The 16,236-nt window shown below is 70.3% G+C and carries 14 protein-coding genes and 1 pseudogene; 8 read left to right on the top strand and 7 right to left on the bottom strand.

Annotated elements, in window-relative coordinates:
* Positions 1-5 precede the first annotated feature (5 nt).
* The 3 genes from E0500_RS40215 to E0500_RS40205 form a co-directional block, all read right to left on the bottom strand.
* Positions 6-1,334 carry an enolase C-terminal domain-like protein gene (locus tag E0500_RS40215; protein WP_131558263.1) on the bottom strand — a complete coding sequence of 443 codons (1,329 nt, stop codon included), beginning with the start codon at positions 1,332-1,334 and terminating at the stop codon, positions 6-8.
* A 57-nt stretch (positions 1,335-1,391) separates the two neighbouring features.
* Positions 1,392-2,729 carry a gluconate:H+ symporter gene (locus E0500_RS40210; protein WP_131558234.1) on the bottom strand — a complete coding sequence of 446 codons (1,338 nt, stop codon included), beginning with the start codon at positions 2,727-2,729 and terminating at the stop codon, positions 1,392-1,394.
* A 134-nt stretch (positions 2,730-2,863) separates the two neighbouring features.
* Positions 2,864-3,802, bottom strand: a complete 939-nt coding sequence (locus tag E0500_RS40205; RefSeq protein ID WP_131558232.1) for a 5-dehydro-4-deoxyglucarate dehydratase — start codon at positions 3,800-3,802, stop codon at positions 2,864-2,866.
* 797 nt (positions 3,803-4,599) lie between these two features.
* On the opposite strand from E0500_RS40205, the pseudogene E0500_RS40200 reads away from it, so the two are divergent.
* The 6 genes and pseudogenes from E0500_RS40200 to E0500_RS40175 form a co-directional block, all read left to right on the top strand.
* Positions 4,600-5,697: pseudogene (locus tag E0500_RS40200) on the top strand (polysaccharide lyase family 1 protein); the annotation flags it as partial.
* Positions 5,698-5,836: 139 nt separating this feature from the next.
* Complete coding sequence (locus E0500_RS40195) at positions 5,837-7,072, top strand: MFS transporter (RefSeq protein WP_131558228.1); 1,236 nt, start codon at positions 5,837-5,839, stop codon at positions 7,070-7,072.
* A gap of 151 nt (positions 7,073-7,223) precedes the next feature.
* Positions 7,224-7,781 (top strand): GNAT family N-acetyltransferase, encoded by a 558-nt coding sequence (locus E0500_RS40190; protein ID WP_165934831.1) that lies wholly within the window; start codon positions 7,224-7,226, stop codon positions 7,779-7,781.
* A gap of 506 nt (positions 7,782-8,287) precedes the next feature.
* Positions 8,288-9,280: a dihydroxyacetone kinase subunit DhaK gene (dhaK, locus tag E0500_RS40185; RefSeq protein ID WP_131558224.1), complete on the top strand. Its 993-nt coding sequence runs from the start codon at positions 8,288-8,290 to the stop codon at positions 9,278-9,280.
* A 96-nt stretch (positions 9,281-9,376) separates the two neighbouring features.
* Positions 9,377-9,994 (top strand): dihydroxyacetone kinase subunit DhaL, encoded by a 618-nt coding sequence (gene dhaL / locus E0500_RS40180; RefSeq protein WP_131558223.1) that lies wholly within the window; start codon positions 9,377-9,379, stop codon positions 9,992-9,994.
* Between the two features lie 4 nt (positions 9,995-9,998).
* Positions 9,999-10,439: a PTS-dependent dihydroxyacetone kinase phosphotransferase subunit DhaM gene (locus E0500_RS40175; RefSeq protein WP_131558221.1), complete on the top strand. Its 441-nt coding sequence runs from the start codon at positions 9,999-10,001 to the stop codon at positions 10,437-10,439.
* Between the two features lie 89 nt (positions 10,440-10,528).
* Here E0500_RS40175 and E0500_RS40170 read toward each other — a convergent pair whose 3' ends face one another.
* Positions 10,529-11,230 (bottom strand): glycoside hydrolase family 75 protein, encoded by a 702-nt coding sequence (locus E0500_RS40170; RefSeq protein WP_131558220.1) that lies wholly within the window; start codon positions 11,228-11,230, stop codon positions 10,529-10,531.
* 427 nt (positions 11,231-11,657) lie between these two features.
* Here E0500_RS40170 and E0500_RS40165 point away from each other — a divergent pair, with 427 nt between their 5' ends.
* Positions 11,658-12,620, top strand: a complete 963-nt coding sequence (locus E0500_RS40165) for a fibronectin type III domain-containing protein (RefSeq protein ID WP_131558218.1) — start codon at positions 11,658-11,660, stop codon at positions 12,618-12,620.
* A 198-nt stretch (positions 12,621-12,818) separates the two neighbouring features.
* Positions 12,819-13,394, top strand: a complete 576-nt coding sequence (locus E0500_RS40160; RefSeq protein ID WP_131558216.1) for a hypothetical protein — start codon at positions 12,819-12,821, stop codon at positions 13,392-13,394.
* A gap of 14 nt (positions 13,395-13,408) precedes the next feature.
* Here the strand turns inward: E0500_RS40160 and E0500_RS40155 are convergent, their stop codons facing one another.
* From E0500_RS40155 to E0500_RS40145, 3 genes are all read right to left on the bottom strand, one after another.
* Positions 13,409-14,227, bottom strand: coding sequence for a putative protein N(5)-glutamine methyltransferase (locus tag E0500_RS40155; protein WP_131558214.1), 819 nt, complete (start codon positions 14,225-14,227; stop codon positions 13,409-13,411).
* Positions 14,228-14,431: 204 nt separating this feature from the next.
* A complete protein-coding gene (locus E0500_RS40150) occupies positions 14,432-15,208 on the bottom strand; it encodes a GNAT family N-acetyltransferase (RefSeq protein ID WP_131558212.1) in 777 nt (258 codons plus the stop codon).
* Positions 15,205-16,125, bottom strand: a complete 921-nt coding sequence (locus tag E0500_RS40145; RefSeq protein WP_131558210.1) for an NADP-dependent oxidoreductase — start codon at positions 16,123-16,125, stop codon at positions 15,205-15,207. The genes E0500_RS40150 and E0500_RS40145 overlap by 4 nt, the downstream gene beginning before the upstream one ends.
* Positions 16,126-16,236 lie beyond the last annotated feature (111 nt).

Here is a 16,236-nt window from a genome sequence, read left to right as displayed (position 1 = left end):
CGCGCTCAGCGCACGAGACAGGGACGCTTGCTGTCGAAGGTCCAGTCCTTGATCAGGTACTGCATCCCGATCGCGTCGTCGCGGCCCGACAGCGCCTTCTGCTTGTAGAGCTCGTGGGCCGCGAGGAGACGGTCCATGTCGAGACGGACACCGAGGCCGGGCGTGTCGGGGACGGCGACCTCGCCGCCGACGATCCGAGGCGGTTCGACGGTGAGGTGCTCCAGCCCTTCCTGCCAGATCCAGTGGGTGTCGAGGGCGTTGTACTCGCCGGGCGCGGCGGCCCCGCAGTGGGCCATCATCGCCAGGGAGATGTCGAAGTGGTTGTTGGAGTGGCATCCCCAGGTCAGCCCCATGGCGTTGCAGAGCTGGGCGACCCGTACCGACCCCTGCATGGTCCAGAAGTGGGGGTCGGCGAGCGGGATGGAGACCGACTGCAGGGCCAGGGCGTGCGTGAGCTGGCGCCAGTCCGTGGCGATCATGTTGGTCGCCGTGGGCAGGCTCGTTGCCCGGCGGAACTCGGCGAGGATCTCACGGCCGGAGTAGCCGTCCTCCGGCCCGCAGGGGTCCTCGGCGTAGGCCAGCGTGCCGACGAGGGGGCGGCACAGTTCGACGGCCTCGCGCAGGGACCACGCTCCGTTGGGGTCGAGGGTGATCCGGGCCTCGGGGAAGCGCTCCTTGAGCGCCCGGACGGCCTTGACCTCCTCTCTGCCCGGCAGGACACCGCCCTTGAGCTTGAAGTCGTGGAAGCCGTACCGGTCGTAGGTGGCCTCGGCCTGGCGGACGATCGCCTCGGGAGTCAGTGCCTCCTCGCGCCGGATCCGGTGCCACTCCACGTCCGAGTCGGGTTCACGGACGTACTCCAGGTCGGTGCGGTCCGGGTCGCCGACGTAGAAGAGGTAGCCGAGGACCCGTACGGCATCACGCTGCTTGCCGTCGCCCAGCAGGGCGGCGACCGGGAGGTCCAGGTGCTGGCCGAGGAGGTCCAGGAGCGCCGACTCGACCGCGGTGACGGCGTGCACCGTGGTGCGCAGGTCGAAGGTCTGGGCGCCGCGGCCACCGGAGTCGCGGTCCGCGAACGTCCCCTCCATCGAGCGCAGGACGCGCTTGTAGTCGCCCACGCGCGCACCGACGACGAGGGACTCGGCGTCACGCAGGGTCCGCGTGATCTTCTCCCCGCCCGGTACCTCCCCCAGGCCCGTACGGCCCTCGGAGTCCTCGATGACGACGACGTTGCGGGTGAAGTAGGGGGCGTGCGCTCCGGAGAGGTTGAGCGCCATGGAGTCCCGGCCGGCGACCGGGAAGACGGAGAACTTGGTGACGACGGGCTGGCTCATGACGAATGGTGCCATTCTCGTGAGGGTCGCCGGCACGTGGGCCATGCCGGCGATCGGTCAGATACTGAGGGCGTCGAGGACCTGTTCCAGAACCAGTACGCCACCCAGACCGAGGATCGCGAGCACCGTGGTGTAGGTGGTGCGCGCCTTGATGGCGTCCAGGACGGACAGGTTGAAGTACTCCTTGAACATCCAGAAGCCCGGGTCGTTGACGTGGGAGAACGCGATCGAGCCGCAGGAGACCGCCAGCACCAAGACCTCGGCGTGGACACCGCTGCCCGCGAGCAGTGGCAGCGCCACACCGGAGGCGGTGACGACGGCCACGGTCGCCGAGCCGAGGGCCACCCGGAGGATGGCCGCGATCAGCCAGGCCAGGATGATCGGCGAGATGGACCAGCCGTCGGTCGTGTCCTTGATGTAGTCGGATATCCCGCCTTCGACGAGGACGTTCTTGAAGGCTCCACCCGCGCCGATCACCAGCAGGATCATCGCCATCGCCTGGGCCGCTTCCTTGCAGGAGGTGCTGACCTCCGTCAGGCTGCGGCCCACGCGCGGACCGAAGGCCCAGATCGCGACGAGCAGCGTGAGCAGCAGGGCGATCGGCGCGGATCCGATGAAGGCGACGAAGTGGAGCAGTGGGTTCGAGGCGGAGGTGGACAGGTCGGTCACCGCGGCACCGGCGATCAGCACCACGGGCAGCAGGGCCACGCCCAGGGACCAGCCGATGCCGGGCATCTCCTCGTCCTCGAAGACGCGCTCGCTGACCAGGCCCTTGGGGATGGAGGGGTTCATCGCCCGGACGAAGGGGATGCGCGGCCACAGCAGGGCGACGAGCGCACCGATCGGGACGGCGATGAACAGGCCGTAGAACAGCGTCAGTCCGACGGACGCGTGGAAGGTCGCGGCCACCGCGGTCGGGCCCGGGTGGGGTGGCAGGAAGCTGTGCATGGTGGACAGGGCGATCGACATGGGGAGCCCCACCCACAGCAGGTTCGAACGGGTGACCCGTACGAGGGTGAACGCGACGGGGACGATGATGACGAAGGCGACCTCGTAGAACATGGTCACGCCGATGACCATGGCCGTCACCACCATGGCGACCTGGACCCAGCGCGGGCCGCAGATGGCGAGAATCCTGTCGGCGATCCGCTGGGCGGCACCGGAGTCCCCCATCACCCGGCCGACCATGGCTCCGAGCCCGATGGTCAGCATGGTGTCGCCGATCTGGCTTCCGATGCCCTCGGAGAGGACGTCCGGGATGTCCTCCAGGCCTATCCCCTGGACCAGGGCGACACCCACGGCCACGAGGAGCAGGGCGGCGAAGCCATTCAGTCTGAGCTTCGTCATCAGGACGAGCAGGACCAGAACACTGATCCCGACAACGACGAGCGGCATGTGTCAGTTCTCCTTTGAACTGGCGGTGTGCTTTTGCGTCCGTGAACTGGCGGTGTGCTGGTGCGTGCGTGAACTGTGGGTTGGCCGTGGGTGCGTGAACTGCCGCCGAGGGTGCGACGACGGGGTGTGAAAGGTCAGCGGCCGGCGCCGACGAGCCCCAGACCCTGGTCGAGCAGTTTCGTCAGCTCGGCGAGGTCGTCCGGGCCCGGGTCCGTGAGCGGTGCGCGCACCGGGCCGACGGGCAGGCCGCGCAGTCGGGCGGCGGCCTTGACGAGGGAGACGGCGTAGCCGGGGACCCTGTCTCGCAGTTCGACGAACGGGATGTAGAAGCCGCGCAGCAACTCGTCCATCCGGGCGCTGTCGTCCTCCTGGAAGGCGCCGAAGAAGGCCCGCGCGATCTCCGGGGCGAAGGCGTGGACGGCCGACGAGTACGCGGGGACCCCGACAGCGGCGTACGCGCGTGCCTGGATCTCCGCCGTCGCGGCCCCGTTGAAGAACAGGAAGCCCTCGGGTGCCGCGAGCGTCAGCCGCTGGAGGCGGTCGAGGTCGCTGTGTCCGTCCTTCAGCCCGATGACGGTGGGGATCTCCGCGATACGGCGCACTCCGTCGGCGGTGAAGGAGACCTGGTCGCGCTGGTAGGCGATCAGGGGCAGCCGGGTGCCGTCGGCGATCCGGCGCAACTGCTCCACCAGCCCGTCCTGCGGGGCCCGCACCAGGTAGTGCGGCAGCACGAGTGCCGCGTCGGCACCCGACTCCTCGGCGATGCGCGCGAACCGCAGCGCCTGCGCCCAGCCGTACCCGATGCCCGCGACGACGGGAACACGCCCGTCGGCCACCTCCACCGCGGCCGTGATGACCTGGCGGTACTCGTCCTCGTCCAGGGCCGTGAACTCCCCGGTACCGCAGGCGGGGAAGACGGCTCCCGGACCGGCGTCCAACTGGGGGGCGAGGTAGGCGCGGTAGGCATCCAGATCCAGGCTCCCGTCCTCGCGAAAGCTGGTGAGGGGGAAGGACAGGACGCCCTGCGCCATGCTTCGGCTCAGGCGCCCGGCAACATCGGCAGTTTCCACCATGTTCGCTCCATTGAATGAGATCCCCATATGAAGACATCATCTACATATGGGGACGGAGGCTAGGTGTGCGGACGCGTCAGGTCAATGGGTGTGCAGGTATTGATTGCGATCCGGTGACGCAAAGGCCGGCCGAGAAGCATCGCCGGGACAGGTCGCAGGCCCGATGAGGACAGGACACGGGGCAAGTAGGTCCCTATCGCGTCCGGGCGGGCCAGGTCGGCTGGGCGGTGTGGTGGCGGGTCCCGGGCTCCCTTGCCGGGCCGCTGTCCGGCCGCTCGCCGCCGGCATGTCTACGCGGAACCGGAGGCGGCGAAAGCCGTAGAACCGCAAAGCCTCGGGCGTGCCTGCGACGACTGGATCCTGGCTGACGACCAACGACAAGGACCAGTCAAGGGACGAGATGCCGGCGCAGCCGCGTGCGCGCGGCCCTCTCGGCGTCGGCGAACCTGGCACGTCCTGCATCGGTCAGGGTGACCTCGACCGTCCTGCGGTCTCCGTCACAAGGACCAGTCAAGGGTCGAGATGCCGGGCAGCCGCGTGCGCGCGGCCCTCTCGGCGTCGGCGAACCTGGCACGTCCTGCATCGGTCAGGGTGACCTCGACCGTCCTGCGGTCTCCGTCACGGCGATCGCGTTCGATCAGTCCAGCCGCCTGCAGAACAGCGTCGTACAGCTCTTGGGCGAGCGCGGGCTGTCTGGACCAAAGGCCCGGCCATGGGCGGCAACCTTGGCGGCCCGGCGGGCGACTACAGCGTGGAGGAGCGACGCTCACCATTCGAAGACGAAAAGTGAGGCAAGGATGATACGACCAGTCGGACGACTCCATGCGGCAGTGGCGACGGTGGTCCTGGCGGCCGCGACCGGTGTGGCTCTGCCGATGACCGGGGCATCGGCAGCCGCCGGTGGTGCCACGGGGTACGCGACCCAGAACGGAGGGACCACCGGCGGCGCGGGCGGGCAGACCATACGGGCCACCACGGGGACCGCGATCCATGCGGCACTGTGCGGCCGTGCCAGTAGCAGCACCCCGATCACCATCGAGGTCGAGGGGACCATCAACCACGGCAACACCAGCAAGGTGTCGGGCGACAGCTGCAATACCGCCGCGGGCGTGATCGAACTCAAGCAGATCAGCAACGTCACGATCATCGGCGTCGGCAGCGGAGCCGTCTTCGACCAGCTGGGCATCCACATTCGCGAGGCCAGCAACATCATCATCCGGAACGTGACCGTCCGGAATGTCAAGAAGTCCGGCTCGCCCACGTCCAACGGTGGTGACGCCATCGGCATGGAGAGGAACGTCCGCAACGTCTGGGTCGATCACACCACCCTTGAGGCATCGGGTGGGGAGGCGGAAGGGTTCGACGGCCTCTTCGACATGAAGGACAACACCCAGTACGTGACCCTGTCCTACAGCACCCTGCGCAACTCGGGCCGCGGTGGCCTCATCGGGTCCAGCGAGAGCGATCTCTCGAACAGTTTCATCACGTACCACCACAACCTGTACGAGAACATCGACTCCCGCGCGCCCTTGCTGCGCGGCGGCACAGCCCACATCTACAACAACTACTACGTGAAGCTCAACGACTCCGGTATCAACTCCCGAGCCGGGGCCCGCGCCAAGGTGGACAACAACTACTTCAAGGACTCCAAGGACGTCCTGGGCACCTTCTACACCGACGCGGCCGGGTACTGGCAGGTCAGCGGCAACACTTTCGACAACGTGACCTGGTCCAGCCCCAGTAGCGAGAACAATCCCGCCGGACCCGACCCGAAGTCCAACACCACCGTCAGCATCCCCTACTCCTACAGCCTCGACGGGACCGGCTGCGTGCCGAACATCGTGACCCGGACGGCCGGTGCCAACAAGGGGCTCCAGGAGTCCAACGGCAGCTGCTAGGCAGTATCTTCAGACGCGCCCACGTGCTGAGCGTGTCGAACATATTCCGTTGACCGAGAGACGCCCGCGGAGGAAAGTGTCGCCCTGGTCGGGATCAACGGCATACGTGGGGCGGTGAGCGGTGGCTGGTTCGGACATGGCCCGTGACCTGCACGTCAAGGAGACCTCGTCTGATCTGCCGCTGTGGACAGCGGACTTCCGGCTGTTCTTCGCCGCCCGCACCACCTCACTGCTGGGCGACGCGATGCTCCCCGTCGCGATCACGGCCGCCGTGATCCGGGCGGGATACGGGCCGAGCGGGGTGGGCTACGCGCTCGCCGCGCTCGTAGCCCCGTTCGCAGCGCTGATCATCTTTGGTGGGGTACTGTCCGACCGCTTCGGTGCCCGACGACTGATGGTCGTCTCGGACACGGTCCGGCTGTGCTTCCAGGCGGTGCTTGCGCTGCTGTTCCTGCTGGGTACGCCACAGCTGTGGCAGATCCTGGTGCTGCTGGCCCTGGTCGGGGCAGGTAGCGCAATCTTCCAGCCGGGAGTCGCCAGCATCACCCCGCGCATAGCCCAGGACGTGCAGAAGGCGAACGCCACCCTCCGCATCTCGGAGTCCGTCACCGTCGTGATCGGCCCGTCGCTGGCCGGCCTGCTGCTGATGGTCTCCTCACCGGCAACGGTGGTCGCCCTCGACGCCTTGACCTATGGGGTCAGCGGCGCCTGTCTGCTCCTGCTCCGCTCGGTCCCGATGGGCCCGGACGCGCGGGACGGCGCCTCGTCGTTCCGGTCCGATCTCGTCGAAGGGTGGCGGGAGTTCCGGGCCAGAACATGGCTGTGGAGTGTCATCGTCGTCTTCATGCTCTGGCAGCTGGCGGGCGCCGGCCCCACCATGACCCTCGGCAACAGCACGCTGGTCACCGACTACGGAGCATCGACGTTCGGCCTGGTCATGTCGTCCCTCGGGGCGGGAAGTGTGTTGGGCGGAATCGTCGCGATCAGGCTCCGCCCGCGATATCCACTCCGGGCCGGCGCCCTCTCCATGATCCTATGGGCGTTCATGCCGTTGGGAGTCGCTCTCGGCCTTCCCGCGCCGCTCATCGCCGGGTGCTACGGGGTGAGCGGCGTGGGCATGGCGTTCTGGATCGTCATGTTCCACACGAGCGTACAGACGCACATCCCGCAGGACGTCCTCGGCAGGGTGCACGCGTACGACGCGGCCGGCTCACTGGTGATGAAGCCAGTTGGGCAGGCGCTGGCGGGCCCGCTTGCGGTCGTCGTGGGGACGGTGCCACTGCTGTGCGCGTCCGCGTCCATGGCGTTCGTCGCCTGCGCCCTGCTGCTGACGATCCCAGCCGTGCGCGGCCTGAAGCGCGTGGAGCGCTGAGCCGGCCGAGCGGAGTCACCGATCAGGGCAAAGCACGCTGCCCCTTCTTGATCCATTCGAAGCTGGTGAGCGTTATCGTGGCCGGGTCGACAATGAGTCCGGGCCCGGTGAGGCGGGCTGAGGGCTGGGCGTTCCGGGTGAGGGGATGGATATGGGCGAGGTGTTCTTTCGCAGGCTGAGCCGGTGGCAGGCCGACGGGGACCGGGAAGAGCTGGCGGACCTGTACGTGGCTGCCTATGAGGAACCCCCGGGCGAGGAATACCGAAATCGCGAGCGGTTCCTGACCAGACTCGCGGAGGATGTCCAACGTCCGCGCTTCGACATGGTGGCGGCTGACGATGAGGACGGCGACGACGACGAACCCGCTGGGCTGGCGTACGGGTATCCGCTGCACCGTGACGGTTCGTGGTGGCGGGGATTCGTCGGGGTGCTTCCCGATGAGGTCGAGGAACTCACCGCCTCCGGGAAGGTGTTCGCCCTCGCCGAGCTGATGGTACTGCCGGAGCACCACCGTCGCGGGATCGGTGGTCGCCTCCAGGAGAGGCTTCTGTCCGCCAGCGACGCGGAACTGGCGGTCGTCCTGCTCGACCCGGCCAACACGGTGGCGCGCGCCGCCTTTGAGTCATGGGGTTGGGACGCGCTCGGCGAACTCCGTCCCGCTAAAGGGGACTCCGTTCTCCATGTACTCACCCGGGCCCTGCCGGACTGAGCGCCGGCCGTATGCCCGGCCGACATCGACGCCAATGCAACCCCGCTCCCGCTGACGCCGGTGGGCTGCTTGGGAGAGCGCCACCGCGCGTTCGCCACGAGGTGCGACTTGCTCGCCGCCCGGTATCACGCGACCGTGCTGGTCACAGCCATCAACGAGTGGCTGGGACCGGCAGGGCCGTGGCTCACCGGAGTATCGACAGCGTGATCATCACGTCCGCTCCGACGGCGGAGTACACGTCCTGCCCGACGACCTCACACGTACGCCCCGCACCCGGCTTCGAAGTCCCACGCGTTCGCCTTTGCACCCATCCCTGGAAAGGGCTACAGGGCACCCCGAGTTCGCACAAGAGGGTTCCAGGTCCGCAGCCAAGTGAGGCACAAGACGACACCACGCCCAGGTGCATCCGCACACGTGACCATCGCTGGCGCAAGGTCGATACTGCCGATAGTGGCACTCCAAGAAACCCATCCCCGACACATCAGCACCGAGCCTAGGAGACACCCATGAAGATGCTGATCAACGTCGCGGAAACCGTGGTCGCGGACGCGCTCCGCGGGCTGGCGGCGGCGCATCCCGAGCTGACCGTGGATGTCGAGAACCGGGTGATCGTGCGACGGGACGCTCCGGTGGACGGGAAGGTGGCCCTGGTCTCGGGCGGGGGTTCGGGTCACGAGCCGTTGCACGGTGGGTTCGTGGGGCCGGGGATGCTGTCCGCGGCTTGCCCCGGTGAGGTGTTCACCTCACCCGTGCCGGACCAGATGGTGCGCGCGGCCGCCGCGGTGGACAGCGGCGCAGGCGTGCTGTTCATCGTCAAGAACTACACCGGCGACGTGCTCAACTTCGACATGGCGGCGGAGCTCGCCGAGGACGAGGGCATCCAGGTCGCGAAGGTGCTCGTGAACGACGACGTCGCCGTGACCGACAGCCTCTACACCGCGGGGCGGCGTGGCACCGGTGCCACGTTGTACGTGGAGAAGATCGCCGGGGCCGCCGCCGAGGAGGGGCAGCCCCTGGAGCGCGTCGAGTCCCTGGCCCGGCAGGTCAACGAGAACTCGCGCAGCTTCGGTGTCGCGCTCAGCGCCTGTACGACCCCCGCCAAGGGCAGCCCGACCTTCGATCTCCCCGCCGGGGAGCTGGAGTTGGGCATCGGCATTCACGGCGAACCGGGGCGCGAGCGGCGCGCGATGATGACCTCGGGCGAGATCGCCGACTTCGCCGTGAACGCCATCCTGGAGGACATGACTCCGCGCAACCCGGTGCTGCTTCTCGTCAACGGCATGGGCGCCACCCCGCTGCTGGAGCTGTACGGATTCAACGCGGAGGTGCAGCGCGCGCTCACCGAGCGCGGAGTCGCCGTGGCACGCACCCTCGTCGGCAACTACGTCACCTCGCTCGACATGGCAGGCGCGTCGGTGACCCTGTGCCAGATCGACGAGGAACTGCTGCGGTTGTACGACGCGCCGGTGAAGACGCCGGGGCTGCGGTGGGGCGTCTGAGCGGCACGCCCCCACGCTCACCGACGGCCCGGCCACGACTCCCCTCCGGCCGTCTCCGTCCGTCGCATCAACTTCCGGACCACGCAAGGAGATACCGTGCTCGACGCCGACTTCTTCCGCCGTTGGATGAGCGCCACCGCGGCGGCCGTGGATCGCGAGGCCGAGCGGCTCACCGCCCTGGACTCACCGATCGGTGACGCCGACCACGGCAGCAATCTGCAGCGCGGGTTCAACGCCGTGGTGGCCACGCTGGAGAAGGAGTCCCCCGAGACGCCGGGCGCGGTCCTGGTGCTCGCCGGGCGGCAGTTGATCTCGACGGTGGGGGGCGCCTCCGGGCCGCTGTACGGGACGCTGCTGCGCCGTACCGGGAAGGCGCTCGGGGAGCCGGAGGAGGTCACCGAGGAGCAGCTCACGGGCGCGCTGCGTGCGGGCGTCGACGCGGTGATGACGCTGGGCGGCGCCGCGCCCGGCGACAAGACCATGATCGACGCGCTGATGCCGGCCGTCGACGCGCTCGGCGACTCGTTCGCCGCAGCGCGGGCCGCCGCCGAGCAGGGTGCCGAGGCGACGACGCCGATGCAGGCCCGCAAGGGCCGGGCCAGCTATCTGGGCGAGCGCAGCATCGGGCATCAGGATCCCGGCGCCACGTCGAGTGCGCTGCTGATCGCGGCACTCCTGGAAGCTGCTGAAGCAGCCGAGGCCGCCGGTGAGTGACTCCATGGACACCACGGATGCCACCGACGCCACCGACGCCAGGAACGATCTGGTCGGGATCGTGCTCGTGTCGCACAGCGCCGCCGTCGCTTCCTCGGTCGCCGAGTTGGCGAAGGGCCTCGCGGGCTGCGGCCCCACCGCCCCGGTCGCCCCTGCGGGCGGCACCCCGGACGGCGGGCTGGGCACCAGCGCCGAGTTGGTGTCGGCGGCGGCCGCCGCCGTGGACCGCGGTGCCGGTGTGGCGATTCTGGCCGACCTCGGCAGCGCGGTCCTCACCGTGAAGGCTCTCCTCGCCGAGGGCGACGAACTGCCCGCGGGCACCCGCCTGGTCGACGCCCCCTTCGTCGAGGGCGCGGTCGCCGCGGTCGTCACGGCCTCCGCGGGTGCGGACCTCGCGGCGGTGGAGGCGGCGGCCACGGAGGCGTACGCGTACCGCAAGGAGTGACCTGAGCCCGTATGGAAGCGGGAGCCGGCTCAGGGCGGGCTCCGGTTTCCGGCCGTCCTGGTCACTCCGCCGCCGCGGGCCCCCTGCGGTCACTCGTTCCTCACCAGCTTCCGCACCAGCGCCTCTCCCTGGGCCACCGCTTCCTCGTGGTCCTCGATGTGTGTCACACGGGTGTTCTTGAACACGACGTACGTGACCCCGGAGGGTGCGCCTCCGGAACGTGGGTCGGGGCGGAGACCGAGGCCCTTGGCCGTGGCGTACGAGGCCTCGCCGATGAGGCGGTGGGGGCCGATGTCCCCGACGACGGCGTACTGGATGCGGCCGTCGTGGATGACGGCGGCGACGGACCCGGCCCCGACACCGTGGGCACGGTGGTCCCAGATGCGGCTCGGGGCGGGGACGACGATGAAGGGGAGGGTCTCGGCGTTCAGGTAGCGGCCGTCCGACTGCCTGTAGGCGGTGGAGGGCCAGAACCAGGGGTCGGTCGTGTGGTTGCAACGGGAGCCCGGCCGGCCGTCACAGTCGATATCTATGTCGGCCTTCCAGAACACCGCGTCCTGCGTACCGCAGACGGGGATGTCGGCGGGGGCGTCGGCGTCGGTTCGGTAGCGGCCCTGCGAGACGGGCTCGCAAGCGGCCAGCCTGTCCAGCAGATCGGCGGCGCTGACGCGGCTGACACGGCTGACAGGCTCGACCCGGACCGGCTCCCGTGGGTGCGCCGCAGTGGACGCCGTTGTGAAGGCGAGCAGGGTGGCACCGGCGGCAGCCGGCGCCAGCGACTGGGCACGCACAGTGAGTGGCCCTCTCGTCGGCGGATAGTGACGATCATTCGCCCACGGTGCTGGAAAGCCACGCGGCCCGGCCAACGCGGCACGTCCGGATGGAGCACGGGTCACTCCGGCGCGCGCATGCGGCCGAGGGCCCGGGTCCGTTGCGGCCCGGGCCGCTCGGCCGCCCCCGTCGGCGCGGGATCAGCGACGACAGCGGGCCGCGCCGTGCAGCGCGAACCCCCCTCGGACGAGAGCGAGTTCACGCCGCGTCAGTGCCCCAGCATACGTAAGCGGGGTGCCGATCCGGCGGAACCGTCGCGCGTGTGATGTCTCGTCACCCGCCCGTGACCGACACCCCGGCTCCGCGAATCACCCGCACCTCTTGACGAGAGCATGCCGACACCGCCATACAGGTACAGACCAATCCCGTACCGGGGAGGGCGGAGAAGTGCGTCTCGTTCCTGTACTGGCGATCTGTGGCTCGCTGTTCCTCGCCGTGGCCTGCGGCCAGGACGGGGTACCTGAGCGGCGCACGCCCGGGGCTCCCGTCGGGGTCACCGCCGCGGCGGGCAGTGCCACCAGCGTGCACGTCATGTGGAACCGGGCGTCCGGGAAGCCGGAGGTCACCCGGTACGAGGTGTATCGCGGCACCACGAAGGTGAAGGACGTGCCCGGCGGTGAGCACATGGTGGACGTCACCGGACTGGACCCGTCCACCACGTACGCGTTCACGGTCCGGGCCCGGAGTGAGGGAGGGGTGCTCGGGCCGCCCAGCCGGCGGGTACGGGCCACGACACCCGAAGCGGTCGCCGCCGACAGCAGGGCACCGAGCCGGCCGGGGCGTCCCCAGGGCACGGTGGCCGGCAGCCGGGCGGTTCAGCTGTCCTGGGGGAGGTCGGCGGACGACCGGGGCGTGGTCTCGTACGACATCCTGCAGGGCGGCTCGAAGATCCACAGTGTGGGCGGCGGGCAGACCGCGGCCGTGGTGACGGGGCTGCGGCCCGGCAACCGCTACTCCTTCACCGTGCGGGCGCGGGACGCGGCGGACAACGTCTCACCCGCGAGCGAGGCCGTCCGGCTCACCACCCCGCCGGGAACGGACGACGGCTGGGGCACCGCGCCCACCCGGTTCCGTGCGACGACCCGACGGGCCGACAGGGCGTACTACGTCGACCTGGCCTGGGTCCCGCCGCGCGCCGACGGCACGATCACGGAGTACGAGATCCATCTCGACGGACAGGTGGCCACCTCGCTCGTCTGGGGTGGCACGGCACCCCAGGACCGGGCCGAGTACAGCTTCTACTTGGGACGTGAGGCCGGAGTGACACACCGGGTGCGGATCAGGGCCAAGCTGCCGGACGGGACGTGGGGCGGGTTCTCGGCGGAGCGCACCGTGACGACAGGTCGATGAGGAGATCCGTGGTGGGAAACGGAGCGGCACGAAACGGGACGGGCTCCCCCGGAGGAAGGAATCCGTCACCTGCCCGGGGGCGGTCCGCATGCGGGAGGGCCCGCGGGCACGTTGGCTCGCTCTGAGGCAGCACGGGGTTTCCCGATCCTCGGCGGCGCAAGGGATGTACCGCCAACCGTGCCGCTGGAGGGCAGTCCTATGCGAACCACTCAGCCACTCCTCCGCTCCTGCCTGACGTCGACCGCCGCTGCCGCGCTGCCGCTCGCCCTGGCCGCCCCGGCGGGCGCCGAGTCGGGGATCTCGGTGAGCACCACCGGGTCCACCGTCTCGGTCACCACCAGTGCGTGCACCACCATTGACGCCAACGGCACGTTCGGCCGGGCCTCGCTGCTGGCCGGCGGGCAGACGAACTTCTCCCAGGGACGCCAGGCGACGCTGACCGGAACGAGCAGCAGCCAGTCCGCCGCCTTCGCGAACGTCAGTTCCGGCACCTTCACCGTTACCGTGGTGTGCAACAACGGGACCACGGCCGGCACACAGTCCATCATCGTCTCGGGCACGGCCACCCCCACCCGCACACCCACCATTACGCCCACACCCACGCGCTCCGTCACCGCGTCGCCCTCGCCCACGCGTGGTGTCATGGGCGGTTTCGGCGGGACGGCCGAGGACTACCGCACTCTCACCCTGGTGGGCGGCGGTGTCCTCGTGGCCACGGGCCTGGGGGCGACGGTCTGGTACCTGCGCCGCCGTGCCAAGCCGCACCGCCTGTGAGACGTCGTAGCGTGCTAAGCGGAGCCCTCGGGCGCGGGCAGGTGCTCGAACAGCGCTCCGGGTCTGGTGCCGATCACGACGTGGGCGTCCCACTCCTCCGACACTGCCAGGCGCGTGCTCAGCCCGCTGTGGGTGAAGGTCCGCACGGCGAGGGGTGCCTGCCGTGCGCTCGTCTCGATGAGCAGGTGGCCGCCGGGGGCCAGCCAGCGCGGTGCCTCGGCGGCCACCCGGCGCAGGACGTCGAGCCCGTCCACGCCCCCGTCGAGCGCGGCCAGGGGTTCGTGGTCGCGGGCCTCCGCCGGCAGGAGGGAGACCTCGCCCGTGGGGACGTACGGGACGTTCGCCGCGAGGAGGTCGATGCGGCCGAGCAGGGTGTCGGGCAGGGCCGCGAACAGATCGCCCTCGTGGACATGACCGCCGAAGGGAGCGACGTTGTGGCGGGCGCACCGCACCGCCGCCGGCTCGATGTCGGCGGCGTACAGGGCGGCACCGTCGAGGGAAGCGGCCAGCGCCGCCCCCACCGCGCCCGACCCGCAGCACAGATCCACGACGACGGAGGCGCCGGGTGCCGCGGCGAGTGCCTGTTCGACGAGGAACTCGGTACGACGGCGGGGTATGAACACACCCGGCTCGACGGTGATGCGCAGGCCCCGGAACCCCGCCCAGCCGAGGACGAGTTCGAGGGGGAGGCCCGCGACGCGCCGGTCCAGCATGGCGGCGGCCTCGTCGGCGGTGCGGGCGGTGGAGAGGATCAGCTCCGCTTCGTCCTCGGCGAAGACGCATCCGGCGGAGCGAAGCGCGGTGACGACAGCGGAAGTCGAGAGAGGTGGCATGGGTGCCGAGAGCCTTTCGGTGGGCCGAAGGGCGCTCTCAACGGTGGGCCGGTGTCAGCGCACCGTGCCGTTCGGGGGTGAGAGCACCCGACCTGACACTGCGGTGATGGGTCCCACCTCCTCCGGCGACGTGACGACTGGCCGGGCCACACTACCCCACGGCAGCCCACCGCCACTCTCCTTTCCCCGGCGACCCGTCGCGCCTCACCGGCCCGCGGCCACGAGCTCCTCCCGCCCTTCGGCGGCGGGCACCCGCACGGCGCTGAACCTCGTCGTACGACGCAGCCGGAAACCCAGTGTCTCGTACAGCCGTATGGCGCCGGTGTTGCCCGCGCCGGTGTGCAGGAACGGGGTTTCGCCGCGCTCGCGGATGCCGTGAGCCACGGCACGGATCAGCCGGGTGGCGAGGCCTTCCCCGCGGAAGTCCGGGTCGGTACAGACCGCGCTGATCTCGGTCCAGCCAGGCGGGTGCAGCCGCTCCCCCGCCATCGCGACGAGGACGCCGCCGCGGCGTATCCCGAGGTACGTGCCGAGTTCGACGGTGCGCGGCAGGAAAGGCCCGGGCCGGGTCCGTTCGACCAGGCCGAGCATCTCGGGAACGTCGGCGGGGCCGAGCCGTACGGCTTCCGGATCGGGTGCGGCGGCCATGCCCTGGTCGACGAGCTGGACGCCGTCGACGCTGAACGTCACGTCCCAGCCGTCCGGGAGTGCTCCTTGGAAGCCCGGCAGCTCGATCTCCGCGCCAGGGCCCGCCAGCGCCGCGACGTCCGCCCAGTCGTCGGCGTCGGGCTCGTCGGGCAGGGCCAGCCACGGGGACACGTCGGCGGGGTAGCGCAGGATGCGTCCGCGCCGCTCGGCGAAGCGGGCGTGCGGGCCGGTCAGTGAGGCCAGGGCGGGGTTGTTCAGGACGTGCCGTGCGGGGCTCGCGCTTCCCGGACGGTCCGCCTGGTCCGTGAGGCCCGGGCGCGCCGTACGGCTCATCCGCCGACCTCGATCACGATCTTGCCCCGGGCGTGGCCCTCCTCGACGGCGCGCAGAGCTCCGGCGGCCCGGTCGAGCGGGAAGGTCTGCGTCACGTACGGCTTCAGGCTGCCGTCGACGACCAGCCGGGCCACCTCGTCGAGCACGGCGGAGGTGCGGGCGCGGACGACGGGCGCGCCGCCGAGCCGTCCCACGATGTCCTTGCCGCCCGCGGTGATCAGCTTCGTCCGGTCGGCGGGCAGTTCGGCCGCCGCCTCCAGGACATCGCCGCCCACCAGGTCGTAGACGGCGTCCACGCCCTCCGGGGCCGCGGCCCGTACGCCCGTCACGAAGCCGGGTCCGGAGGGCACGTGCACGGCGCCCAGCGACTCGACGAACTCCTTCTTGCCGGCGCTCGCCACGCCGATGACCTTCACTCCGAAGGCCCTGGCGATCTGCACGGCGGCCACGCCGACGCCACCGCCCGCGCCGGTGACGACGAGGGTGGCACCCACGGGCAGATCGAGCTGGCGGACGCCGTCGTACGCGGTCGCGGCCGCGACGGGCAGGGCGGCGGCCTCCGTGAAGGAGATCTCCGGGGGCTTGTGCGCGGTCATGGCGACGGGCAGCAGCGCGTACTCGGCGTACCCGCCGGAGACGGGGTTGCCGAACACCTCGTCGCCGACGGCGAATCCGGTCACGTCCGGGCCGACCCGCTCGACGACTCCGGCGACCTCGTTGCCGAACACGGCGGGCAGTTCGCGGGCGCTCTGACCCGGCCGGGCATAGCCGCTCCGCTGCTTCCAGTCGACGGGGTTCACGCCGGCCGCGCGCACCGCGACGAGCAGTTGGCCGGGGCCGGGGCTCGGCTTCTCCTGCTCGACGAGGGCCTCGGCCTCCGGGCCGCCGAACCGTGTGAAGACGTACGCCTTGGGCATGGGCTTCCTCACTCTCCTTTCACTGTCACCGGGTCGCCGGTCGCACCGCCGGCCACCGTAGTCGGCACCTTTCGCCAAGGAAGATCGCGCGGCGGCTATTCCCGGGAGCGG

Origin of the sequence: Streptomyces sp. KM273126 (genome assembly GCF_004337435.2) — a bacterium.
Classification (GTDB): domain Bacteria; phylum Actinomycetota; class Actinomycetes; order Streptomycetales; family Streptomycetaceae; genus Streptomyces; species Streptomyces acidicola.
Note: the sequence above shows the minus strand (reverse complement) of the source record. Positions and strands in the feature narration are given on the sequence as shown.

Excerpts from the sequence above, each read along its gene's own strand:
- E0500_RS40215 (WP_131558263.1), bottom strand. The coding sequence starts at position 1,334 with ATGAGCCAGCCCGTCGTCACCAAGTTCTCCGTCTTCCCGGTCGCCGGC.
- E0500_RS40210 (WP_131558234.1), bottom strand. The coding sequence starts at position 2,729 with ATGCCGCTCGTCGTTGTCGGGATCAGTGTTCTGGTCCTGCTCGTCCTG.
- E0500_RS40205 (WP_131558232.1), bottom strand. The coding sequence starts at position 3,802 with ATGGTGGAAACTGCCGATGTTGCCGGGCGCCTGAGCCGAAGCATGGCG.
- E0500_RS40195 (WP_131558228.1), top strand. The coding sequence starts at position 5,837 with ATGGCCCGTGACCTGCACGTCAAGGAGACCTCGTCTGATCTGCCGCTG.
- E0500_RS40190 (WP_165934831.1), top strand. The coding sequence starts at position 7,224 with ATGGGCGAGGTGTTCTTTCGCAGGCTGAGCCGGTGGCAGGCCGACGGG.
- dhaK (WP_131558224.1), top strand. The coding sequence starts at position 8,288 with ATGAAGATGCTGATCAACGTCGCGGAAACCGTGGTCGCGGACGCGCTC.
- E0500_RS40175 (WP_131558221.1), top strand. The coding sequence starts at position 9,999 with ATGGACACCACGGATGCCACCGACGCCACCGACGCCAGGAACGATCTG.
- E0500_RS40160 (WP_131558216.1), top strand. The coding sequence starts at position 12,819 with ATGCGAACCACTCAGCCACTCCTCCGCTCCTGCCTGACGTCGACCGCC.
- E0500_RS40155 (WP_131558214.1), bottom strand. The coding sequence starts at position 14,227 with ATGCCACCTCTCTCGACTTCCGCTGTCGTCACCGCGCTTCGCTCCGCC.
- E0500_RS40150 (WP_131558212.1), bottom strand. The coding sequence starts at position 15,208 with ATGAGCCGTACGGCGCGCCCGGGCCTCACGGACCAGGCGGACCGTCCG.
- E0500_RS40145 (WP_131558210.1), bottom strand. The coding sequence starts at position 16,125 with ATGCCCAAGGCGTACGTCTTCACACGGTTCGGCGGCCCGGAGGCCGAG.